The sequence below is a fragment of the Chryseobacterium sp. AC417 genome (assembly GCF_979258215.1).
In genome coordinates, this window is the sequence record NZ_OZ409845.1 from 3,412,808 (window position 1) to 3,437,074 (window position 24,267).

Annotated in this window: 16 protein-coding genes, 2 tRNA genes and 3 rRNA genes; 6 read left to right on the plus strand and 15 right to left on the minus strand. The window is 35.6% G+C overall.

The features are described from left to right. The first annotated feature begins 36 nt into the window (after positions 1 to 36). Positions 37 to 528, plus strand: coding sequence for an RNA polymerase sigma factor (locus ACZZ9T_RS16245; RefSeq protein ID WP_463429384.1), 492 nt, complete (start codon positions 37 to 39; stop codon positions 526 to 528). Continuing rightward, positions 521 to 1,192: a beta-carotene 15,15'-monooxygenase gene (locus ACZZ9T_RS16250; RefSeq protein WP_463442950.1), complete on the plus strand. Its 672-nt coding sequence runs from the start codon at positions 521 to 523 to the stop codon at positions 1,190 to 1,192. The genes ACZZ9T_RS16245 and ACZZ9T_RS16250 overlap by 8 nt, the downstream gene beginning before the upstream one ends. A 64-nt stretch (positions 1,193 to 1,256) precedes the next feature. Here ACZZ9T_RS16250 and rpoN read toward each other — a convergent pair whose 3' ends face one another. The 9 genes from rpoN to ACZZ9T_RS16295 all read right to left on the minus strand — a co-directional run bounded on the left by rpoN (position 1,257) and on the right by ACZZ9T_RS16295 (position 12,482). Next, positions 1,257 to 2,723, minus strand: coding sequence for an RNA polymerase factor sigma-54 (gene rpoN / locus ACZZ9T_RS16255; RefSeq protein WP_463429386.1), 1,467 nt, complete (start codon positions 2,721 to 2,723; stop codon positions 1,257 to 1,259). 599 nt (positions 2,724 to 3,322) lie between these two features. Further along, positions 3,323 to 3,430, minus strand: a 5S ribosomal RNA gene (gene rrf / locus ACZZ9T_RS16260). Between the two features lie 149 nt (positions 3,431 to 3,579). Beyond that, positions 3,580 to 6,340: ribosomal RNA gene (locus ACZZ9T_RS16265) — 23S ribosomal RNA — on the minus strand. A gap of 204 nt (positions 6,341 to 6,544) precedes the next feature. After that, positions 6,545 to 6,618 (minus strand) — tRNA-Ala (locus tag ACZZ9T_RS16270). Positions 6,619 to 6,706: 88 nt separating this feature from the next. Next, positions 6,707 to 6,780, minus strand: a tRNA-Ile gene (locus ACZZ9T_RS16275). A 219-nt stretch (positions 6,781 to 6,999) separates the two neighbouring features. After that, positions 7,000 to 8,516: ribosomal RNA gene (locus ACZZ9T_RS16280) — 16S ribosomal RNA — on the minus strand. Together the 16S, 23S and 5S rRNA genes with 2 tRNA genes alongside form the textbook arrangement of a ribosomal RNA operon. Positions 8,517 to 9,644: 1,128 nt before the next feature. Beyond that, positions 9,645 to 11,093: an asparagine--tRNA ligase gene (gene asnS, locus ACZZ9T_RS16285; RefSeq protein ID WP_463429387.1), complete on the minus strand. Its 1,449-nt coding sequence runs from the start codon at positions 11,091 to 11,093 to the stop codon at positions 9,645 to 9,647. Between the two features lie 124 nt (positions 11,094 to 11,217). Then, complete coding sequence (locus ACZZ9T_RS16290) at positions 11,218 to 11,817, minus strand: CDP-alcohol phosphatidyltransferase family protein (protein ID WP_463442951.1); 600 nt, start codon at positions 11,815 to 11,817, stop codon at positions 11,218 to 11,220. Positions 11,818 to 11,843: 26 nt separating this feature from the next. Then, positions 11,844 to 12,482 (minus strand): LA_2272 family surface repeat-containing protein, encoded by a 639-nt coding sequence (locus ACZZ9T_RS16295; RefSeq protein ID WP_463442952.1) that lies wholly within the window; start codon positions 12,480 to 12,482, stop codon positions 11,844 to 11,846. A gap of 107 nt (positions 12,483 to 12,589) precedes the next feature. Between ACZZ9T_RS16295 and ACZZ9T_RS16300 the strand changes: the two genes are divergently transcribed. Together ACZZ9T_RS16300 and ACZZ9T_RS16305 are read left to right on the plus strand one after the other, a co-directional pair. Beyond that, the gene (locus tag ACZZ9T_RS16300) at positions 12,590 to 13,522 is read left to right on the plus strand and encodes a helix-turn-helix domain-containing protein (RefSeq protein ID WP_463442953.1); all 933 of its coding nucleotides are present in this window, start codon (positions 12,590 to 12,592) and stop codon (positions 13,520 to 13,522) included. Positions 13,523 to 13,609: 87 nt separating this feature from the next. Continuing rightward, positions 13,610 to 14,011 carry a GlcG/HbpS family heme-binding protein gene (locus ACZZ9T_RS16305; RefSeq protein WP_463442954.1) on the plus strand — a complete coding sequence of 134 codons (402 nt, stop codon included), beginning with the start codon at positions 13,610 to 13,612 and terminating at the stop codon, positions 14,009 to 14,011. A gap of 854 nt (positions 14,012 to 14,865) precedes the next feature. On the opposite strand, the gene ACZZ9T_RS16310 is transcribed toward ACZZ9T_RS16305, so the two are convergent. Beyond that, positions 14,866 to 16,716 (minus strand): hypothetical protein, encoded by a 1,851-nt coding sequence (locus ACZZ9T_RS16310; RefSeq protein WP_463442955.1) that lies wholly within the window; start codon positions 16,714 to 16,716, stop codon positions 14,866 to 14,868. A gap of 1,457 nt (positions 16,717 to 18,173) precedes the next feature. Between ACZZ9T_RS16310 and ACZZ9T_RS16315 the strand changes: the two genes are divergently transcribed. Further along, positions 18,174 to 18,560: a helix-turn-helix domain-containing protein gene (locus ACZZ9T_RS16315; protein ID WP_463442956.1), complete on the plus strand. Its 387-nt coding sequence runs from the start codon at positions 18,174 to 18,176 to the stop codon at positions 18,558 to 18,560. A gap of 111 nt (positions 18,561 to 18,671) precedes the next feature. Here ACZZ9T_RS16315 and rimM read toward each other — a convergent pair whose 3' ends face one another. From rimM to ACZZ9T_RS16340, 5 genes are all read right to left on the minus strand, one after another. After that, the gene (gene rimM, locus ACZZ9T_RS16320) at positions 18,672 to 19,214 is read right to left on the minus strand and encodes a ribosome maturation factor RimM (protein ID WP_463429395.1); all 543 of its coding nucleotides are present in this window, start codon (positions 19,212 to 19,214) and stop codon (positions 18,672 to 18,674) included. Positions 19,215 to 19,227: 13 nt separating this feature from the next. Next, positions 19,228 to 19,800, minus strand: coding sequence for a 30S ribosomal protein S16 (locus ACZZ9T_RS16325; protein WP_463442957.1), 573 nt, complete (start codon positions 19,798 to 19,800; stop codon positions 19,228 to 19,230). 292 nt (positions 19,801 to 20,092) lie between these two features. Then, complete coding sequence (locus tag ACZZ9T_RS16330; protein ID WP_463442958.1) at positions 20,093 to 20,608, minus strand: nitroreductase family protein; 516 nt, start codon at positions 20,606 to 20,608, stop codon at positions 20,093 to 20,095. A gap of 55 nt (positions 20,609 to 20,663) precedes the next feature. Then, positions 20,664 to 21,113, minus strand: a complete 450-nt coding sequence (locus ACZZ9T_RS16335; protein WP_463429398.1) for a hypothetical protein — start codon at positions 21,111 to 21,113, stop codon at positions 20,664 to 20,666. Between the two features lie 110 nt (positions 21,114 to 21,223). After that, the gene (locus tag ACZZ9T_RS16340; RefSeq protein WP_463442959.1) at positions 21,224 to 21,757 is read right to left on the minus strand and encodes an SRPBCC family protein; all 534 of its coding nucleotides are present in this window, start codon (positions 21,755 to 21,757) and stop codon (positions 21,224 to 21,226) included. A gap of 252 nt (positions 21,758 to 22,009) precedes the next feature. On the opposite strand from ACZZ9T_RS16340, the gene ACZZ9T_RS16345 reads away from it, so the two are divergent. After that, a complete protein-coding gene (locus tag ACZZ9T_RS16345; protein ID WP_463442960.1) occupies positions 22,010 to 24,064 on the plus strand; it encodes a M3 family metallopeptidase in 2,055 nt (684 codons plus the stop codon). Positions 24,065 to 24,267 lie beyond the last annotated feature (203 nt).

Sequence of the window (24,267 nt, forward strand, 5' to 3'; positions counted from 1 at the left end):
ATTATATTATTATCTTCGTGCCAATTATACATCATTTTGATTTCTAAAGAGAAAGAATTTGCCCAGCTTATAAAAGATAATCAAGGTTTGATTATTAAAGTGTCGCGGCTTTACACCAATTCTCTCGAAGATGAGGAAGATCTTTTCCAGGAAATTGTTCTGCAATTATGGAGAAGCTATGATTCTTTTAAAGGAAATTCAAAAATATCTACCTGGATGTATCGTGTGGCTCTTAACACGGCAATCACTCTTTTTAGAAAGAAAAGTAAGAGTCTACAAACTAATGAACTGGATATTAATCACAGAGATTTCATAGAGGATGAAGACGACAAGCAACAGCAGATTTCTTTGCTATATACCGTTATTAAAACGCTTCCTAATGTTGAAAGAGCGATTGTGATGATGTATCTGGACGATCTTCCGTATAAAGACATTGCCGAAAACCTTGGTATTACCGAAGTAAATGCACGGGTGAAGATGAACAGACTAAAGAAAGTCCTTAAAGAAAAAATGGAAAAAAATGCCTGAATTTGATTTAGATAGCTTTAAGAAAACATGGCAGGAACAGCCTGTAGAACCAAAATATGACAACGCTGAAATTCTTCAGATGTTGAATAAAAAATCGCGTAATTATGTAAAATATATATTTTGGATCAGTGCAATTGAATTTATGTTTTTTACAGCATTCGGTTTATTTTATATTTTACAGAATAAAGAATCGAATACATTTCTCACCTCGCTACAAAAGCTGGGAGTTGAGAAAAACCCTGAACTGGAAGGCAATTTAGACAATATTTATTTAACGATAAAGATTGTGAGCTTATTAGTAACCGGATATTTTGTTATCAAGTTTTATCAAAACTACAGAAAAATAAAAATTGAAGAAAATTTAAAAAAGTTTATTACCAGAATTATTAGTTTTAAGAAAACGGTTAATGCTTTTATACTCACAAATATTGTTTTGTTTGTACTATTCACAACCACTTTCACACTTTTTGTTTTTTATGTGTTAAAAGAACAGAATATTCTGCTCACAAATTCTTCAAAAACAGGATTTTTAATAGGAATCGTTGTAAGTACGCTGCTGTGTATTCTCCTAATATGGATCTATTACAGATTGGTATATGGTATTATAATGAAAAGACTTGATAAAAATCTCAGTCAACTCAAAGAGATTGACTTGCAAGAATAATAAAATTAGTAAGCAAAATTTTTACAAAAAAAAGCATTTCAGTTATTTGAAATGCTTTTTTATTTTATAATTCTTTCCTTAATCTGGCAACAGGAATATTTAACTGTTCTCTATATTTTGCAATCGTTCGTCGAGCTATGTTATATCCTTGTTCTTTTAGAATAACAACCAGAGCATCATCTGTCAGTGGTTTTCTCTTGTTTTCTTTACTAATGACTTCCTGCAAGTGCATCTTAATTTCTTTGGTAGAAACTTCTTCACCATCATCATTTGTTAAACTGTCAGAAAATAGGTCTTTTAAATAAAGAATACCATTTGGTGTGTCTGCGTATTTGCTTTTTACAACTCTTGAAATTGTGGAAATATCAAACCCGGTAATGTCGGCAATATCCTTTAGAATCATCGGTCTTAATGACTTCTCGTCCCCTGTAATAAAATAATTATGCTGGAATTTCACAATTGCATTTATGGTCTGTAACAAGGTATTCTGACGTTGGTTAATCGCATCAATATACCATTTAGCAGCGTCTAATTTTTGTTTAATAAACAATGCAGCCTGCTTATGCTCAGATGAATTTTTATCGTGTGAATAGGTTGTTAAAATATCTTTATATTCTTCAGATACCCTTAGAGTAGGTGCATTTTTACTGTTCAACATTGGAATAACAACTCCGTCTTTTACAGAAATTACAAAATCCGGAATAATTTCCTGATTGATTGTAATGGTTTGAGTATCAAAATTACCTCCTACTTTTGGCGAAAGTTTAGAGATCTCATCTAATGCATCTTTTAAATCTTCCTCTTCAATATCGTATTTCTGAATAATCTTGTTATAATGCTTATTTGTCAGTGCATCAAATTGAAATCTCAGAATATTGGCTGCCAAAGAAACGGCTTTGTTTGAGCTCACCTTTTTTTCAATCTGTAAAAGAAGACATTCCTGTAAACCTCTTGCTCCAACTCCTGAAGGATCTAATTTCTGAATGTAATTCTCTAAAATATCATCTACTTTATCTACAGTGGTATAGATACCTTGAGAAAAAGCCAGATCATCAACAATAGACTTCACTTCTCTTCTTAAATATCCGTCAGTATCTAGATTACCAATAATATATTCTGCAATTTTCAAATCTTCCTGATTGATATTAATCAGATTAATCTGCTCCATTAAATAATCATATAAAGATTGGCCTTCAGTTAAAAGACTCTCATTATCAAAATCTTCATCGTCCGCAGAATAATTGCTTGAAGCTGTTTTGTAATTAGGTTCATCATCATAAATATAGTCGTTGACATCAAAATCAGTTTCAATACTATCTGTACCTTCCGTTTCATAAGATTCTTCCAAAGAAGAATATTCTTCCTCTTTAGTAGGTTCTTCTTTTGCAACCTCTAAAGCTGGATTTTCCTCTAATTCCCTTTCTAATTCCTCCTCAAACTCTAAGGTATGAAGCTGAATAAGTTTCATCAGTTGGATTTGCTGAGGAGCAAGCTTTTGTCCTAATTTAAGCTGTAAATGTTGTTTTAGCATATCTACTGTGATTTAAACATAACGTATTCTACGAATTTATGAAATATTTTTTAATAAAAATAATATTTAGCACGATTTTTGCTGCATGTGGTAAATAATTAATTTTATCATAATCCAATACTTTAAGTATTGGATTATTTTATTTATTTCAGTTATAAACTTATTGCTACGAAGTAATTTATTTTACTGGAATTGTTTCTTTATGATAGAAAAATATTAATTGCAATATACATCATCTCATTTAGCATGTATTTTACTTTTTTGTAAATCTTTTTGTACAGGTGTTTCTACTTTACCTTAAGTTCAGACTTTTGCATATAGCTTTCTATTTTCAGTTTAAAGTTTTCCAGGATCTATTTGCGTAAACCGGTTTTTACTTTTTTTTAGGATATAAAAAGACTTATAACCAGATACTAACAATAAAAAGTCCCATACTACTGAGTACAGGACTTTTTTGGGTTTCATTATTTAGTAATTGATTATTTGTTATAACAAAAAAGACTCCTGTTTTTCAGTAGGAGTCTTTTTGGGAGTGTATTGTTGAATGTATTGCATAAAAAAAGCTCCTCAATCTTTCGATTGAGGAGCTTTTAAAAAAAAACTGGCGGCGACCTACTCTCCCGCTTTCGCAGTACCATCGGCGCTGGTGGGCTTAACTTCTGTGTTCGGAATGGGAACAGGTGAGCCCCACCGCTAAAACCACCCTAAAGGTTGTATATAAGATATCAGAGGATAGATTTCAGATTTCAGACTTTTCTAGTCTGTTATCTGATGTCTTATTTCTGACATCTGTTTTAAGCGATAAGAATATTCACAAAGAGAGAACCTTGATTGCGCAATTAAGCGATGCCAATTAGGCTATAAATCTACGGGTAATTAGTACTACTCGGCTATGCTGTTACCAACTTTACACCTGTAGCCTATCAACGTCGTCATCTCCAACGACCCTTAAAAGATGTCTCATCTTGAGGCGAGTTTCGCACTTATATGCTTTCAGTGCTTATCTCTTCCAAACGTAGCTACTCAGCGGTGCTCCTGGCGGAACAACTGATACACCAGAGGTTTGTTCAATTCGGTCCTCTCGTACTAGAATCAAGCCCTCTCAAACATCTAACGCCCGCAATAGATAGAGACCGAACTGTCTCACGACGTTCTGAACCCAGCTCGCGTGCCACTTTAATGGGCGAACAGCCCAACCCTTGGGACCTTCTCCAGCCCCAGGATGTGACGAGCCGACATCGAGGTGCCGAACCTCCCCGTCGATGTGAGCTCTTGGGGGAGACTAGCCTGTTATCCCCGGAGTACCTTTTATCCTATGAGCGATGGCCCTTCCATACGGAACCACCGGATCACTATGTCCTGCTTTCGCACCTGATCGACTTGTAGGTCTCACAGTCAAGCACCCTTATGCCATTACACTCTACGCACGGTTACCAAGCGTGCTGAGGGTACCTTTGAAAGCCTCCGTTACTCTTTTGGAGGCGACCACCCCAGTCAAACTACCCACCACGCAATGTCCTTCTAAAAGAAGTTAGGCTCCAAGTAAGTAAAGGGTGGTATTTCAACGTTGACTCCACAAACACTAGCGTGCCTGCTTCAAAGTCTCCCACCTATCCTACACATTACTTACTCAAAGTCAATACGAAGTTATAGTAAAGGTTCACAGGGTCTTTTCGTCCCATTGCGGGTACTCGGCATCTTCACCGAGACTACAATTTCACAGAGCTCATGGTTGAGACAGTGCCCAGATCGTTACACCATTCGTGCAGGTCGGAACTTACCCGACAAGGAATTTCGCTACCTTAGGACCGTTATAGTTACGGCCGCCGTTTACTGGGGCTTCAGTCAAACGCTTCGCATTGCTGCTAACGCCCTTCCTTAACCTTCCAGCACCGGGCAGGTGTCAGACCCTATACAGCATCTTTCGATTTAGCAGAGTCCTGTGTTTTTGATAAACAGTCGCCTGGGCCTCTTCACTGCGGCCAACATTGCTGTTGGCGTCTCTTCTTCCGAAGTTACGAGACTATTTTGCCTAGTTCCTTAACCATGATTCACTCTAGCACCTTAGGATTCTCTCCTCGACTACCTGTGTCGGTTTTGGTACGGGTTGCTTCACTTCGGCTTTTCTTGGAAGCACTTTCCTTACAGCAACTTCGCCCGAAGGCTAGGTCTTGACTATTCCGTCAGTCTCCAGTAAGTACGGCACTCCGTCCCCTTTTTAGTGTGAGCAAGTATGGGAATATTAACCCATTGTCCATCCACTACCCCTTTCGGGTTCGCGTTAGGTCCCGACTAACCCTCAGCTGATTAGCATGGCTGAGGAAACCTTAGTCTTTCGGTGAGCGGGTTTCTCGCCCGCTTTATCGTTACTTATGCCTACATTTTCTTTTCTGTACGCTCCACAATAGCTCACGCTACTGCTTCTGTGCAAACAGAATGCTCCCCTACCAGATACAACCCGAGGTTGTAAATCCATAGCTTCGGTACTCTATTTATGCCCGATTATTATCCATGCCGGACCGCTCGACTAGTGAGCTGTTACGCACTCTTTAAATGAATGGCTGCTTCCAAGCCAACATCCTAGCTGTCAATGCAGTCCAACCGCGTTGCTTCAACTTAATAGAGATTTGGGGACCTTAGCTGTTGGTCTCGGGTTCTTTCCCTCTCGGACACGGACCTTAGCACCCGCGCCCTCACTGCCGTGGAACATTTATTAGCATTCGGAGTTTGTCAGGAATTGGTAGGATTTGACTCCCCCGCATCCAATCAGTAGCTCTACCTCTAATAAACTTATACACGACGCTGCACCTAAATGCATTTCGGGGAGTACGAGCTATCTCCCAGTTTGATTGGCCTTTCACCCCTACCCACAGGTCATCCGAAGACTTTTCAACGTCAACCGGTTCGGTCCTCCACTTTGTGTTACCAAAGCTTCAACCTGCCCATGGGTAGATCACAAGGTTTCGCGTCTAATCCTACTAACTATACGCCCTATTCAGACTCGCTTTCGCTCCGGCTCCGGACCTGAAGTCCTTAACCTCGCTAGTAAAATTAACTCGTAGGCTCATTATGCAAAAGGCACGCCGTCACCCAACTTGTGGGCTCCGACCGCTTGTAGGCGTACGGTTTCAGGTTCTATTTCACCCTTCTATTCGAAGTGCTTTTCACCTTTCCTTCACAGTACTTGTTCACTATCGGTCTTTCAGGAGTATTTAGCCTTGGAGGATGGTCCCCCCATATTCAGACAGGATTTCACGTGTCCCGCCCTACTCATTTATCATCTATGTATGCCTTTCAAATACGGGGCTATCACCCTCTATGGCTGTTCTTTCCAGAACATTCTTTTAAACATATAAAGACTTTTGGGCTAATCCGCGTTCGCTCGCCACTACTTACGGAATCTCTTCGATTTCTTTTCCTCCGGGTACTTAGATGTTTCAGTTCTCCGGGTTTGCTCTCCTTGCGGAGTGACTGGTCTTCAACCAGACGGGTTGCCCCATTCGGACATCTGCGGATCAATTCGTGTGTGCCGATCCCCGCAGCTTTTCGCAGCTTACCGCGTCCTTCTTCGCCTCTGAAAGCCTAGGCATCCGCCATACGCCCTTAACGATTTCTTTCCTAATTATTAATTAGTTCAGTATTTTGTCTAATATTACTATTAAACTATTTTGTAAACTCAAACGCTTAATTGCGCTCGGTTTTCTCTTTGTGATATTTTTACCGTTAATGTCAATGATCTTTAAATTCTTTCTGCTCGTCTGATAAATGGATATTTGTTTTGGCTCTATCCATCTTACTTTTAAATCAAACTCGCAAAACTGTGGAGAATAAGGGAGTCGAACCCTTGACCTCCTGCGTGCAAGGCAGGCGCTCTAGCCAGCTGAGCTAATTCCCCCTCTAGTTAGACTTGGAGAGTAAAGAATAAAGAACAAAGACGTATCTTTTTTCTTTTCTCTTTCTTCTTCCCGTCTTTTTTAAATTAGTAGTCTCGGGCAGGCTCGAACTGCCGACCTCTACATTATCAGTGTAGCGCTCTAACCAGCTGAGCTACGAGACTTTGTTTAGATGTTAGATTTTAGACACTAGATGTTAGACTAATCTCTAACTTCTAATTTTCTAACCTCTATTTTCTAAATCTCTCCCTCTGATACTAATTTCTAGTGGGTTTTGTATTTTTATAATATAAGCAACCGAGTAAAAAACTAAAACGTCTTCTTTAAGTAAGTACATGATACATTTAAGTATCTTTTTTTGTTTATCGTCTAATGACGCTCTAAAATGAGATGTTCCAGCCGCACCTTCCGGTACGGCTACCTTGTTACGACTTAGCCCTAGTTACCTGTTTTACCCTAGGCAGCTCCTGTTACGGTCACCGACTTCAGGTACCCCAGACTTCCATGGCTTGACGGGCGGTGTGTACAAGGCCCGGGAACGTATTCACCGCGCCATGGCTGATGCGCGATTACTAGCGATTCCAGCTTCATAGAGTCGAGTTGCAGACTCCAATCCGAACTGAGACCGGCTTTCGAGATTTGCATCACATCGCTGTGTAGCTGCCCTCTGTACCGGCCATTGTATTACGTGTGTGGCCCAAGGCGTAAGGGCCGTGATGATTTGACGTCATCCCCACCTTCCTCTCTACTTGCGTAGGCAGTCTCACTAGAGTCCTCAACTTAATGCTAGCAACTAGTGACAGGGGTTGCGCTCGTTGCAGGACTTAACCTAACACCTCACGGCACGAGCTGACGACAACCATGCAGCACCTTGAAAATTGTCCGAAGAAAAGTCTATTTCTAAACCTGTCAATTCCCATTTAAGCCTTGGTAAGGTTCCTCGCGTATCATCGAATTAAACCACATAATCCACCGCTTGTGCGGGCCCCCGTCAATTCCTTTGAGTTTCAATCTTGCGATCGTACTCCCCAGGTGGCTAACTTATCACTTTCGCTTAGTCTCTGAATCCGAAAACCCAAAAACGAGTTAGCATCGTTTACGGCGTGGACTACCAGGGTATCTAATCCTGTTCGCTCCCCACGCTTTCGTCCATCAGCGTCAGTTAAGACATGGTAACCTGCCTTCGCAATTGGTGTTCTAAGTAATATCTATGCATTTCACCGCTACACTACTTATTCCAGCTACCTCTACCTTACTCAAGACCCGCAGTATCAATGGCAGTTTCATAGTTAAGCTATGAGATTTCACCACTGACTTACGAGTCCGCCTACGGACCCTTTAAACCCAATAAATCCGGATAACGCTTGCACCCTCCGTATTACCGCGGCTGCTGGCACGGAGTTAGCCGGTGCTTATTCATACTGTACCTTCAGCTACTTACACGTAAGTAGGTTTATCCCAGTATAAAAGAAGTTTACAACCCATAGGGCCTTAGTCCTTCACGCGGGATGGCTGGATCAGGCTCTCACCCATTGTCCAATATTCCTCACTGCTGCCTCCCGTAGGAGTCTGGTCCGTGTCTCAGTACCAGTGTGGGGGATCACCCTCTCAGGCCCCCTAAAGATCATTGACTTGGTGAGCCGTTACCTCACCAACTATCTAATCTTGCGCGTGCCCATCTCTATCCACCGGAGTTTTCAATATCAACTGATGCCAGTTAATATATTATGGGGTATTAATCTTCCTTTCGAAAGGCTATCCCCCAGATAAAGGCAGGTTGCACACGTGTTCCGCACCCGTGCGCCGCTCTCAAAGTCCCGAAGGACTTCTACCGCTCGGCTTGCATGTGTTAGGCCTCCCGCTAGCGTTCATCCTGAGCCAGGATCAAACTCTCCATTGTATGTTTGTCTGACTCACTCAAAGTTATTGACGCTTTAGTCTTTTCCTTACTTGGTTGTTATATCTATGTTTCAATGATCTCTTCTCTTACGCTCCCTCGGCTACCCTTTTCTGTCGTTGGGCGTTGCCGTATTTGCGTGTGCAAAAGTAATAATTTATTTCGTCCTGACCAAATGTTTTTTGAAGAAATTTTAAAGTTTTTTAAGTAACCCTAAACACCCTCTTTCTAAACATCCAATCTACTACTCCTGCGCTCCCCGTATTGGGATTGCAAAGATACAAATCTTTTTAAACCTCACAAATTTTTATCGCTAAAAATTTATTAATTATTAAAAAGTTTCTCTCTATCCTAAAGTAATATAAACTACAGCCCTAAAGCTCTCCTGCGCTACTGTCATACTCTCGTTTTCAGTGGGGCAAAGATAGGGCACATCTTTACACGAAACAAATATTTAATAATCAATTATTTTGATTGTGGAAAAGTATTAAAGTAAAACGCTGACTTGATAAGCATTAAATAACATTATAGAGTTATCCACAATGTTCATATTATTTTAATGATGGATAAAAAGTAGTTTTATCCGGGTATCATTGGGAAATTTAGTAAACAAAATATCTATTTTATTTCTCGAAAATACTGTTAACGATATGTTTTAAGTATAAACAACATCGACGAGTGTACTGTTTACAAATATTAAGCCAACAGATTATTGATATCAATCTATTAATGAAAGGTGTCGCTCCTACGGAGCTCATTGTATATTGGATAATTAATTACTAAAACATATTGCTCCTCCGGAGCAAAAGACAACAATAAGATCTTCAAATGGGCAATGATTATTCGTCATGGAAAGATTAGGTTGAGAAAAAAATAGTCAGACAGAGGCTAAAGAATTGAAAAATATTTCTTTTGGCCGAATAATGAACTACCGACCGCTATCCTAGCCCAGATTGAACGACATGTTTGAGCTCTTTTTGCAAGAGAGGGATAAGCAAAGTGCAAAAAAGCGAGTAGTGAAAGCTGGAATAAGCTTCTGAAATAAAAAATATCCAAGTTGGAAGTAATGCTTCTATAAATATAACAAAAAACCTCTGAAATTTTCAGAGGCTTATATATATATGATGCAGATTAAAATTCTGCGTTCTTTGGAGTTCTTGGAAAAGGAATTACGTCTCGAATATTTGTCATACCCGTCACGAAAAGCACAAGTCTTTCTAAACCGAGTCCGAAACCAGCGTGAGGAACGGAACCAAATCTTCTGGTATCAAGATACCACCACAATTCGTGCTCATCTACGTGCATTTCTGCCATTTTGGTTTTCAAAACGTCTAATCTCGCTTCTCTTTCTGAGCCACCAATGATTTCTCCGATTCCAGGGAAGAGTACATCCATTGCAGCAACGGTTTTATTATCGTCGTTCAGCTTCATGTAGAATGCTTTGATCTCTTTTGGATAATCGAAAAGAACAACAGGACATTCAAAATGTTTCTCTACTAAGAATCTTTCGTGCTCAGACTGAAGATCTGCACCCCATTCTTCGATCGGATAAACGAATTTTCCTTTTTTATTTTCTTTTGAATTGAGTAGAATCTCAATAGCTTCTGTGTAAGAAACTCTTTTGAAACGTTTTGCTATAACATTTTCCAATTTTTCGATTAAGCCTTCTTTAGCCCTTTCTTTTTCAGGTTTTGTTTTTTGCTCTTCTTCAAAACGTTTATCTAAGAATTCAAGATCATCTTTACAATTGTCTAAGACATATTGGATGACATATTTTAAGAAATCTTCTGCCAAATCGATGTTATCTTCAAGGTTGTTGAAAGCAACTTCAGGCTCTATCATCCAGAATTCGGCTAAGTGGCGGGTTGTGTTTGAATTTTCTGCGCGGAAAGTCGGTCCGAAAGTGTAAATTCTTCCCAATCCCATTGCTGCAGTTTCACCTTCAAGCTGCCCGGAAACCGTCAAGTTGGTCTTTTTACCAAAGAAATCCTGAGCAAAATCGATATCGCCCTGTTCATCTCTTGGAATATTGTTTAAATCAAAGTTGGTTACCCCAAACATTTCCCCTGCTCCTTCCGCATCAGCTCCTGTTACGATTGGAGTATTGATATAGAAAAATTGGTTTTGGTTAAAGAAAGAGTGAATTGCAAAACTTACCGCATGACGTACTCTGAAAACTGCTCCAAATAAATTGGTTCTGAATCTCAAATGTGCCTGCTCTCTTAACACTTCTAATGAATGTTTCTTTGGCTGAAGAATCGTTTTATCTCTTTCTTCGGTAAAGTTGTCTCCTAGAATAATGATTTTTTTAGCAATAATTTCTACGGTTTGTCCGGCTCCCTGGCTTTCCACGACTTCACCAACAACTTTGAGAGAAGAGGCTGTACTTATTTTGCTGATAATTTCTGCATCGAAATTTTCAAAATCAACAACAATCTGCAAATTATTAATTGTAGAACCATCATTAAGTGCAATGAAGCGATTTGAACGGAAAGCTCTTACCCAACCGTAAACTGTAATGTCATGATGTAATACTTTTTTGTAGTCTTGTAGGACTTCTTTAATCGTCTGCTTTTTCATTTGTTGATTGATAAATTTTTGTATAAAAATTAATGTTTGCAAATCTACAAAAAACAGTGTAATTTTTCTATGATTCCATTGTTTGATTTATCAATGATCTTAATCCATGAAAATTCGATATAAATTAATTAAAAAGTGTGCTCTTTTTTCTTTGCTTTCCTCTACGGATATTCCAGGCATGATAGAAACTCGGAACATCATACTGCCATTTAGGAAGAATTAAAATAATGAGGATGACATCAATATGAGAGATAACTCCTAGAGCTATCATAAGATAAAACGCCCAACCAGCTTCTTGAAATCCTATTAAATAAACAAATGCAATCAGTAAGCTCAAACCCCACATTTTTGATAGAAATGCATGAGTGCAGGTTTCTTTTTTAAATTTTAAAAAACTTATCAGATAGCACAAAGCTTCCATGATGAAAACAAGTGTAATACTTTCCCAATGATTTTGTATGATTTTCGGATTGATAAAATAAGCAGCAAAACCTAACGAGAGCCAGAAAACCAAATCTACCTGACTGTCTAATCTTCTTAATTTTTCTGAGGAAACATCTAACTTTCGTGCAATGATTCCATCAAAAATATCTGTTAGCAGACCAACGAACATTAAGGTTAAAATTAAAAGCCGAGTTTCTTCACCTTTTAAATATGCTAAAAAGAAAATTATTGGTGCTAAAAGAAAACGGATTGCTATTAATATATAAGGTATGTTTTTCATGATTTAATTTTTTTAGATTTAAAATTCTAGTTGACGATTGGAAACTTTCTTTTCTCGTTCACATTCCATAATCCAAACTGAAAGCCTTTGAGATCTTTAGTTTTATTGACTATTCCTATTTGAATTCCTCTCATTTTTTTTGATTCATTGAACATAGAAACCTGCATGCCTTTAAAATCATCTGAGTAATTTCCGAAAAAAGCCATATTCAAACCATTTCCTTTCTCTGAGCTATTAGCAAATCCTGAAATATGAACTCCATTTAAATTTCCTGAAGTATGGTTAAAAAAATTTACCGATAATCCGTTTGTTGTACTTGAATGATGATACATTGAAACACCTAGTCCATTTAATTTTTTGCCATCCATCATTCCGCCTGTCGAAAGATGCAACCCATTGACCGTCACAGTTGATTTCTCTTCGGTAGGGACTGAAATTGCCTGTGGGATTAAAGGATAAAGTAAAGTGAGAGGATTTACCTGAAAATTAATCCCATTAATCCTTTGTTTTTGATAGTCATCTAAAACTCCAACATTAAAACCATTTGTATTTCTAATCGTTTTTTGAGGATTGATAGTAACCAATGAGGATTTTACTTTCAAACTGTCTTGCCCGAAAATAATTAAACTCATCAGTAGTGCGATGATTGATAATTTCGTTTTCATAACATTTAATTTTAAATTATATTTCAAAGCTAATTTTAAAAACCATTTTTATGAATGCGATAAAAAATTAAAATAAAACGATACATTTGTGAAAATCGCAAAAAAAAATGAATCAGGAAATTCTATTGAAACAAATCAGAAAGAAAATCGGGGATAAATCGTTGAATGATGAGATTGCCAATATTCTCAACATTAGCTATGACGCAGCACACAGAAGAACTTCGATGAAAGCGAAATTCAGTTTTGAAGAAGCGGTGGAATTGGCCAAATATTATCAGATATCAATTGATCAGTTTTTGGGAACCGAAAATCAATTGATAGTAAAAAGAACCCAGCCTGTAAAGACACAGGAAGATTTATTGCATTTTTTTGAGAGTTCGCTGAAAATACTGAATGTTTTCCAAGGTATGAATCAATCGCAGGTTTATTATTCGGCTAAAGATATTCCGTTTTTTTATACGATTTCGAATACAATTCTATCACGCTTCAAATTTTATGTCTGGATGAATCTGCTGAATGAAGACAAATTTCTGTGTTCATTTGAAGATTTTGATCTTCCCTACCATTCTCCGAAAAATGAAATGCTGAAAGATTTATATGAAAATCAAAATGTAACCGAAGTATGGAACGACACGACCATTATGAGTATTCTAATGCAGATTTCTTATTATTCTGAAATGGGACTTTTAAAATTTAAAGACATTGAACTTATTTTGGAAGAAGTCAGAATTGTTCTTCGGAATATAGAATATAAAATTCAAAACAATCCTGATTTTAATTTCTATGTCAATGATTTGGTGATTTTAAGCAACAATATTTTCTTTAAAAACGAATATCAATCATCATTTTTCATCCCTTTTAATATGTTTGGATACATGATGACCAATGATGAAAAAACTTGTAACGATACCTTGATTTATTTTGAGCATGAAATTAAAAATTCAAAATCTCTTAATACTGCCGGAAATAGAGAAAGAAAGATGTTCTTTAATAAAATGTATCAACAAATTAATGAATTAGAGAATACACTGAAAATCTGAACCATCATAATTTAACAAAACATTAAATGGCGAGAATCACTGTTTGCCAACAATTTTTGTAGATTTACTTTAATTAAACAAAAAAATATGAACATCACATTAAATCAGGCTCAAAAAATAATAGAAGCTGCACTAGAAAAATCCAAGGAATTGGGAGTTAAAATGAATATCGCCGTCATGGATAGTGGTACTAATCTGGTTGCATTCGCAAAAATGGATGATGCCTGGTTAGGATCGATCGATATTGCTCAGAAAAAAGCAAAGACAGCAAGGTATTTTAATATGAATACCGGCGAAATCGGGAAATTATCACAACCTGGTCAACCTTTATACAATATAGAACACTCCAACAACGGATTGATTACATTTCCGGGTGGAGTTTTGATAAAAGATTCTTCAGGAAATATTATCGGATCAATTGGAGTAAGCGGAAGTTCTGTGGAAGATGATCACGAAGTTGCCTCTGCAGGAGCAGCAGCTTTAGAATAAATAAAATTTTAATTAAAAAATAATTAAAGTTGGTTTTCAGAAAGCCAGCTTTTTTTGTGGGAATATTAGTAAGGGAAATTATAAATTTTAAAATAAAAAAAATAGTGACCCCTTATTTAGAGGTCACTATTATAAGATTAAGAATTTAAATATATTTGGAACTGTTTAAATTCTCTCAAATTTTTTTGTGTGTTTTTAGAATCATCCGTTTTTTTTCACTGTAAAATTTTAATATAATCCTATTTGAAGTATCATATTGGGAATATATAATACAAGTATCATCAACAAGTTTTAAAGTAGAATTGGGATTTTCATACCGATAATCATATTATTTTTGATATCTAAACTTGTCTCAGAATTCTATCTGACATAGGAAATAAAATTTTATGTAAATATTTGAATTGATGTAGTTTTGTTAGAAAAAATTATACTTTTAAATAGTTATTTAACTATCTCAACTATAAATCTTTTTCCATTTTCCAACTGTATTTTTACTAGTTTAAAACAATTAGCCAACTGAGAATTATTAAATCTGTTTCTTTTTTGATAATCTAAATTTCTAGGATATCGGATGGTATATGAACGGTGTTTCTGGTCAAAGACAGAAGTTGCTATATTTCCCAATCCAAATATTATATTATTAAGATTTATATCTAGTACAGATAAGGTTGCTTTTCTAAAATATGAGCTCATTTATTTTTTTAAATGGATACTTTAGTAAGTATATCCTCATATTTTTATTGTCAGGCAATTGTTCTCAATTATATGTTATTTGATTTTTACTTCAATACATAATACAGAGTTTATTAAAAAGCCAGGAGAGCAACCTCCTGGCTGTAAGTCTAAAGGAGCAATTAATAAACTACAGGATAGAAAGTTGCTATTCCCCAATAAGACGGTTGTACGGCTATAACTCTTAATTTTGTAGTTTTTATTCCACATACTGGTATTCTTGTTACCGATGTATCACTTAATACAGGAACATTAGCCGCTTTTATCCAAGCTGTTCCGTTCCAATATTGGATTTCGTATGCGACGCCATAATAATTTGTATAAGCATTTGTATAATATGCAACATACGCTTGATATGGAGACCAACAAGATATTGTTCCGCTTGATAATACCACTTCTTTAAGAGTCTGCTCTGAAGGGAAACTTATTTCTATATTCGTGCCGACAGCAGAATCACCATAAGCAGAAGCCCAACCTGTCGTAAAATTATTATCCGTCATAGCAGCTTGTGTAGCCGCACAAGCAGCCCCATATCCATTATTAGAACCAATATAAGTACCTGTTTTATTATCTTGTGATACACCGATTTTTACACTACAAGATTGAGTCCCAACTACATTTATATTAGCAGTAATTTCAGAACAATCAGTTCCCGTATATGTTCCTCCAATAGTATATACAACATTACCTGAAAGTCCAAATGTTCCTGCGGATCTGGAAACGGTAAGCCCGTTCCCTATTGAAACATTAGTCTGAGCTGGATAAGCAATACCTGCTATTGTAGAAGTATAAGGTATTGTTATTGTTCCGGTATATGAAGTACCATTCTTCAGGTATTTAAACGGAGCCAAGCCAGCCACAACAGCATTCGCACAGTCAGGAGTAACTGCTCCATCTTTTACGGTTCCAACTTTTTCACACTCTAATCCATGTCCTGAAAACTTTGCTCTAAAATCTCCTGCTACTGTAGGTGTCCCGGAGATCGTATATACTAAATTTACGCTTGAGTTAGCAGGAATATTGACAGGTTGAGCCGGAGAAGGGCCTGACACCGTAAGACCTGCAGCCGCTGATCCTAATAATGTAAGGTAGCCTGTGAAGTTATTTGAAACAGTCTGGAATGAATTATTGATAACTTTAATTGTAACTGTATTGGATGCTGAATTAGCCACCCCTTTAATGTAGTCTCCATTAATTGAACTTCCAACACAATCTACGCTAAATACAGCTCCTTTTGGTCTACCCAAGCATTCCCACAGAGGTGTTGTCGGTGTACCATAATTATATATCAAACATCCATTTGTAATCAGACCGTCTGTGCTTACGTTACAATCTGTACAATATACCATTAAACCTTCTGCGGGCTGTGCAATGGCATCACGTTCTGCTTGCGTCATCCTTGGAGGCAATAAACCTTTGGTTTTAGAATTAACATCCAGCATTGCACTTGCATCTATCGTTGAAGTTGCGCCAATTCCTACTTCTCCTGTTCTATATATAGCATTCGCTTTATTAAAAGTAGCATCAGTAGTAGTACCTCCTAAATACCATTCGGTAGAAGGATCCGGCTGGTAAGAATTATAGATGTTGCTTAGTTGATCATATTTCCAATAAGATCCGTCAATTGAGGAAGCGTAGATGTTATTGAAGTTTGCAGGCAAATTCGGTGAAAACACGGTTCCTGACTGGTTTGGATTGGTAGTGTTAAATGAAACTAACGAAGAAGTATCTTTATTAACTTTAGTCCATTGAAGACCATCATTATAATAAAACCCCTCAGTCAAACTAGAACTTGCCGAACCTAAATTATACACAATCATCCCTTTTACATGTGCTGATAAAGGTGCAGGATCGCTCGATGCAACTAATACTACCCTGGGAATGAGTAATCCTTTATTATCACTTTTTATCTCCAGAGCTGCATTAGGGTCTGGAGTAATTGTATTAATACCTACTTGCGAGTATGAAAGCATACTTAAAAAAATAAATAGGATTTGATAAAATTTCTTCATTGAATTGTTTGTTTTTTTATTATTTGTTTTCTATTAACTAATTATTTATACTATCTGCACTTATGAGCGCTGATAATTTACCTTCATGTGCTAATATTTTGAGATTCATCCATATAATGTTGTTTTAGGTTATTTTGTTTTTATGATTTCATTTAAAGTTTTAATATTATTATAGGTTTATAATTTCTTTAGTAATCCATCCTTTTTTTCTAAATTCGGATAAGGTGACGATTTATATTTTGTTGGTGGGGAAAGAGAAAGATTGCGGAGAATAAAGAAATTAAATCCTGTCTCTATATTTTAAAAAAAATCATATTTTCTAAATATCTGAAATATGAATATATGTGTGGTATCAGATTCCAACACTTTTTGTTTAATATAATTTGCTATATTAATTTTTTTAAATTTTTCATAATTTAATTCCATCATTTGTGTTTAATAAGTAATTGCGTTTAATAACTAATTTTTATTAATATCTAATTTGTGTTTAATAACTGTTTGAATAAAATGCAATATCATTCAATAAACATTGTATTATTTCATCTAAAATCACGATCAAAAAATTTAATTTTATATTTTTTTTGAAGATAGATGAAAAATCGATATTTTTACCATCATTATTCTTAACACAAATTAAGAGAGACTTTATTACAATAATTTTGTAAAACATAAAAAGAGTAAAACATAAAAAACAAATATCATAAATATTTAAATATCAGTTATTTATATTTTATGTTTTATTGTTTTGTTTTACTGTTTAGATTTTACTTTTAAGTTTTATTTATAAAAAAATGGATATTGAAAAAAAAATATTAGAGTTTGAAATACTATTTGTTAAATATTCTACCTTATTGGTAATTATAAGGCATTTATTTTTGGCAGCATTTAATTTATATTTTACACAACACGCCTATTTTATTCTGGATATTGCCATTCTGTGTTTAATAATTCCTAGTTATGTTTTCTTGCTTTATACCTCAAGTATTAATTTTAATAAAATTGGAAGACTAGCTTCATACATGTACCTAATACTATTAATATTATATTGCTCAATAAGCTATAGCCAGAATCTTACTATTGTATTTTTGTACATCTTTTTATTTCCGATAGGCTTTTTACTTTTCTTTGATTTTAAAAAAGTTTTTATTTTATCTGCTTCAATGGTGTTGATCTTTCCTATTAGTTATTTAATCAAATACTCTTTTACGCTCAACTCACATTTTTCTGAAATATATTTGGAGGGTTTAAAAATATTCACCATCACATTCTCTCTAATTTTATTCTTTTGCTATTTATACTATTTTGTTCAAATCATTAAACTGAGAACAATACGTGATTTTAGAGACAGTAATGAAATAATGATCGATGGCTTTTTTTTCATTAAACAACAATGTTATAGAATCAACTCCAACAATATTTTGAATAAAACAGCAGATCTCCCCGAAGATGAATCTGCTTATAAAATGCTGTTCGAAAAGATAGAATGTCACATGAATACCGCCCAGCCTTGGAAGTCTTCAGAATACACTTTACAACAATTGGCAAAAGAAATTAACTCAAACCATCTGTATGTTTCATCTGCCATTAATAAGTATTCAAAAAACAACTTTAAAACTTATCTGAATGAATATAGATTAAATGCCTTTACCGAATATGTGAAAACTAAAAACAACGGACAAGTGCTTTTAAAAGAAATATATCTGAATATTGGTTTTGATAATCAGGCAACTTTCAACAGAGTATTTAAAAGTAAATTTTTAATGACTCCAAATGAATATCTTGAACAGATAACAAATAAACAATAATAATACTACCTGATTCTTGTTTGAAAGTAATACATTGAGAATGTAAAGATTGTATAACGGATGTATAGTAGAGGTAAATAAGTAATTTTATTTTCAGAAAAATAAATTATATTATTCGTCTTTCTTTGAAGGAACTAAAAAGACATCAATCAAACCTTCGGGAAGATTCATTTTGATTGTTCTTTCTTCACGGTCAACTTCAAGAATCCAGTCTTTGATGATTGGGACTACGACTTCTTTTCCGTCTAAGTTGGTCACGAAATAGTTCTGAGCGGTCTGATCATTCACAGATCTTATGACTCCACAGTTGTTACCGTCTTGATCAAAAATTTCAAAACCAATAATTTCATGGTAATAAAATTGATTTCCGGTCAGTTTTGGCAAACTCGTCAACGGAAGGTAAACATCTTTATTCAAAGACTGGTCTACCAAAGCTTCGGAAGAGTTTTTAAAAGAAAGGTTCAGAGCATCGAGTTTGCTCCAGGATGATTTTTCAATAAAAAAAGGAACCAATAATCCGTTGATTTCAACGAATATTGATTCCAATTTATTGTAAAGCTCGGGTTGGTCGGTATCCAGTTTAAGGATGACGTTTCCCGCAAGGCCGTGTCTGCGTGTGATTTTTCCTAAAAAATAGCAATCTTCTTTACGCATAACGGGTTTGTTTTTAAGCTTCAGTGTTTTCTTCAGTTTCAGCAGCAGGAGTTTCTCCTTCTGTAGCTTCAGCAACAACTTCTTCAGTAGGAGCAGGTGCGTTTGCAGCTTCTTCAGCAGCTTTAGCATCAGCTTCTACTTGTGCAGCAGCAGCAATTCTTGCTTCATTTACTTTAGTTTCAGCATCAAAAGCAGCTTTTTTAGCATCAGACTGAGATTTTGATAAACCTTCAACTTTACCTTGTACTTTTTGTTCTTTAGATTCTAACCAAGCACCGAATCTTTTTTCAGCTTCAGCCTCATCAAAAGCACCTTTAGCAACACCACCTTGTAAGTGTTTTTTGTAAAGTACACCTTTGTAAGAAAGAATAGCTCTTGCAGTATCAGTAGGTTGAGCACCGTTGTTTAACCACTTTACAGCAGAATCAACGTTCAAATCGATAGTCGCAGGGTTAGTAATTGGGTTGTAAGTACCTAGTTTCTCGATGAATCTACCATCTCTTCTAGCTCTAGCATCTGCAACCACGATGTGGAAAAAAGGTCTCCCTTTTGATCCGTGTCTTTGTAATCTGATTTTTACTGACATAATGTATGAATTTTAAGGGAACTCGTCCCGATTAAATATTTAAGTGTGCAAAGATAGTAAAAATTTTCTATTCTGAAAATTTATTGGAGGCCAGATGCCGGAAGTTGGAGGTTTAGCCTCACTCTCATTTCTTATATAACTAAAAATATTTTATAAGAGCCGGGAACCTGCTGTTCACTATATCTTTTTTCCTCCATCACTAAATCTCAACCAACAAAAAAGGATGCCGTTTCCATCAGGGCTATTTCACAGCTTCGTTACAGATTTTGGTTCAAATTATAAAACTTATTTTTTATACTTCAACATTTCCCATATAAAATAATCCCAAACATTTTTGGTTTTCCTCAATCTTTAAAGATTCTTTCAGATGATCTACAATTTTTGGTGAACTCCAGTAGCATCCTACTCCATTTGCTGTACAAGTAAGATACATATTCTGAACAGCCATTGAAACTGCCGCAATCTCTTCCCATTCCGGAACCATTCCGCTGTAATTAACTACGATCGAAATGACCACATCAGCTTTATTGATTTTAAATCCGATGTCATTATATTTTTTTTCTAGAAATACTTGCGGAGCTTGAGTAGATTTGTAAATTTCCTGCATTTCTATAGCTAATTTTGCTTTTTCTTCTCCTTTGAAAACTTTAAAACGCCAAGGTTTCGTTCTTTTATGGTTTGGAGCTAATGTCGCTGAATGCAGGATTTCTTCAATGATTTGCTGCGAGATTTCTGTTTCAGCATAATCTTTTGGAAAGATACTTCTTCTTTGCTCTATGATTTCTTTTAAAACTTCTGCTTTATTCATAGACACAAAATTACGGAAAAAGATAGAAGTTAGATGTTAGATGTTAGAATCAAAATTAGAGAACCTCAATTATTTCCTGATGAATATTATTTAGAGTAAATGAACTGCCGGATTTCATACCCATCATTTTTTTTGCCATCGGACTTTCTGCCGAGATAGCGTAGAAACGGTCGCCCTCAAAAAAGAATTCACCCAAAGAAACCGAAATATAAAATCTCGCTTTATTAGTAATCACTAATGAGCCCAGCTGCACTCTTTCTGTAGAAGCAGGAAGCACTCTTGCTAAATTTATTTTCAAATCATTCAATGCAGCGAGTTGTCTTTGCATCTGGTAAATTTCCTCCTGCATTTCTTCGCGCATACTGTCGTATTTAGGGGTTTTCTTGATTTCCCGGCTTGCTTCTAAGGTAAATTCTATAAAGTTTTTAAGTTTTTCTATTTTTTCTGAAATCACGGTTTTCACATAATTTCTTATGTTGTTTTTCTCAAATACTATCTTCTCCATGTATCGTAATCTTTAGATAAAGATAATGTTTTAATTTAAATTTTTAAAAACAAAAAACTGATTTCAAAATGTGAAATCAGTTTTTTATTGCATCAATTCTCAGATAGTAATTATTTTTCTACCAATATTTTCAGATTATTAAGACCCTCTTCGTAAGATTTTCCCATCTGGTAATCCATCATCGGTCGCATAATTTTCATCCATGTTTCCTGTTTTGTATTCATACTCCATGTAACTTTTGTAGAATTTCCTTCGGAAGTTAAAACAATATCAGAAATTGCCTGTCCTTCAAAAGGTCTTTTAAAAATCATTTCTGTTTTTTGTTTTTCGCCAGAAATCAGTTCTTTAATTTCCTGACATCCTGCTCCTGCATCATCATTTTTACTATCCCAACAATACTTATCTCCTACTTCTCCAGAATTGCCGGTGTAAGTGATTTTCATGTTATTGTCTAATTTCATCCAGGGATTCCATTGATTAAACGCTTTCATTGTACTGATTTGCTGCCAGACTTTCTCCTTTGAAGCATTCATTACGACAGATTTTTCGTAGTGATAATGATCTCCGAAAGCCAACATGGCAACGATTGCATAGACAACGAGCAAAAGGATAACTCCGCCGATAATTTTTAAAATTGTTTTCATTTGTATATTTATTACGTTTAAATGTATGTTATTTTTTTTGAATTAAATAAGGTATTCTACACAACAAAGAACTCAAAGTAAATTACTGAAAATCAAAATTAGCAATTCGTTATGAAGTAAATCTTTTCCTATGACAAGAAAATTAATTAATAAGGCATTTTTGTCATACAAATTATGGCGGGCATCGTTTTTGAGAATCAAAATATCATTACATTCAAATTAATTAAATTTACACATATTAAAAATACATCAATGAATATTTTAACAGAAAATTTTAATACACCATATCATTCAGCACCCTTTGATCAGATTAAAAACGAAGATTATCTTCCGGCATTTAAAGAATTAATTGAGAAATCTGAGAAAGAAGTTGACGCAATAGTCAATAATTCTGAAGAACCCAATTTTGAAAACGTCATTGAAGCTTTGGCTTTTTCGGGAGAGCAACTTGACCGAGTGTCTAATGTTTTTTTTAATTTAAATTCTGCGGAGACAAGCGATCAATTGCAACAAATTGCTCAGGAAGTTTCACCTATCCTGACAGCATATTCTTCGAAAATTTCTCAAAACGAAGCTTTATTTAATAAGATTAAAAAAGTGTACGACGAAAAGGAAAAATACAATCTGAATGAAGAACAGCAAATGCTTTTGAATGAAACGTACAAAGGTTTTGTAAGAAACGGAGCACTTTTGAATGAAGAAGATAAAGAAAAATTAAAGAAAATCAGTATGGATTTATCTTTGAAATCTCTTCAATTCGGGCAAAATGCTTTAGCATCAACCAATGCATACTTCAAGCATATCATCAATAAAGAAAATTTGGCCGGAATCCCAGAAGCAATTATTGAGCAATATGCTGAAGAAGCTAAGGAAAGAAATCTGGAAGGCTGGGTTGTAACGCTGCAATATCCAAGTTACATTCCGTTGATGACGTATGCTGAAAATCGTGAACTGAGAAAAGAGCTGGCTTTGGCAAACGGTAAAAAGTCTTTTGATGGCGGAGAATTTGACAATCAAAACCTCATCAAAGAACTTTTAAAGTTAAAACAACAAAAAGCTGAACTTCTAGGCTATGCAACTTATGCAGATTTTGTTCTGGAAGAAAGAATGGCAAAATCTCCCACCAAAGTTTTGGATTTTCTGAATGAACTTTTAACGAAAGCAAAGCCTTACGCAGAACAAGAAATTGAAGAATTGAAATCGTTGGCAAAAGCTGACGGAATTGAAGAAATGCAAGGTTACGATCACGCTTTTTATGCTGAAAAACTTCGTAAAGCAAAATACGACCTGAATGATGAGGAACTAAAACCTTATTTTCCTTTAGAGCAGGTTCAGGAAGCAGTTTTTCGATTATCTAATCAACTTTTCGGACTGACTTTTGTGGAAAGAAATGACATTCCGAAATATCATGAAGATGTGAAAGTATATGAAGTAAAGGAGGTCTTCAACTCTGCTCAGACTGACAACCAGCAACCGACAAGCGACTTCAAAGCTTTGCTATATGTAGATTATTTCCCGAGAAAAGGGAAAAGAGCCGGAGCATGGATGACGAGTTATAAAAACCAGTATCAGAAGGATGGAGAAAATTCTCGTCCGCACATTTCTATTGTGTGTAATTTTAGTAAGCCTACGAAAGACACGCCGAGTTTATTGACATTTCAGGAAGTTACAACATTGTTCCATGAGTTTGGTCACGCTTTACACGGCATGATGGCAAACACGCAGTATCCGAATCTATCAGGAACCTCTGTGAAATGGGATTTTGTAGAGCTGCCTTCACAATTTTTGGAAAATTTCTGCTACGAACCAGAATTTTTGAAAACTTTTGCTAAACATTATAAAACAGGAGAAGTTTTACCTGATGAAAAAATAGAAAAAATTGCATTATCTAAGAACTTTATAGAAGGTTATCAGACGATGAGGCAGCTTGGTTTCGGTATTTTAGATATGAATTACCATACAAAAGTTGAAGAGTTGGAGCATTTGACTGTGAAAGAGTTTGAGGATCATTATACAAAAGCGACACAACTGTATCCTGCAAATCCTGAAACAGCGATGAGCCCGAGTTTTTCGCATATTTTTCAAGGGGGATATTCTGCGGGATATTATTCGTACAAATGGGCGGAAGTTTTGGATGCTGATGCTTTTCAACATTTTAAGGATACAGGAATTTTCAATCCTGAAACTGCAGCAAAATTTAAAATTCTTCTTTCTTCCGGCGGTACAAAAGACCCGATGGAATTGTATAAAAACTTCAGAGGAAGCGAGCCAAAAGTGGAAAGCTTGCTGAAAAGAGCGTTTGGCTAAAAATTTAATTCAAAGTTCCTGAGATTTACATATCAAGGGGACTTTGAATTTTTCTTTTTTCAAATCTATGATGAGTGGTTCTATTCATCAGATTAAGCCATTTTTTTTAATTCCGTTATATAAAATAACTTTCTTTCGAACAAACCAATTATCCTCAAAATCAAATATTTAAAAAATTATTTCCCACCGTGATGTAATATTTT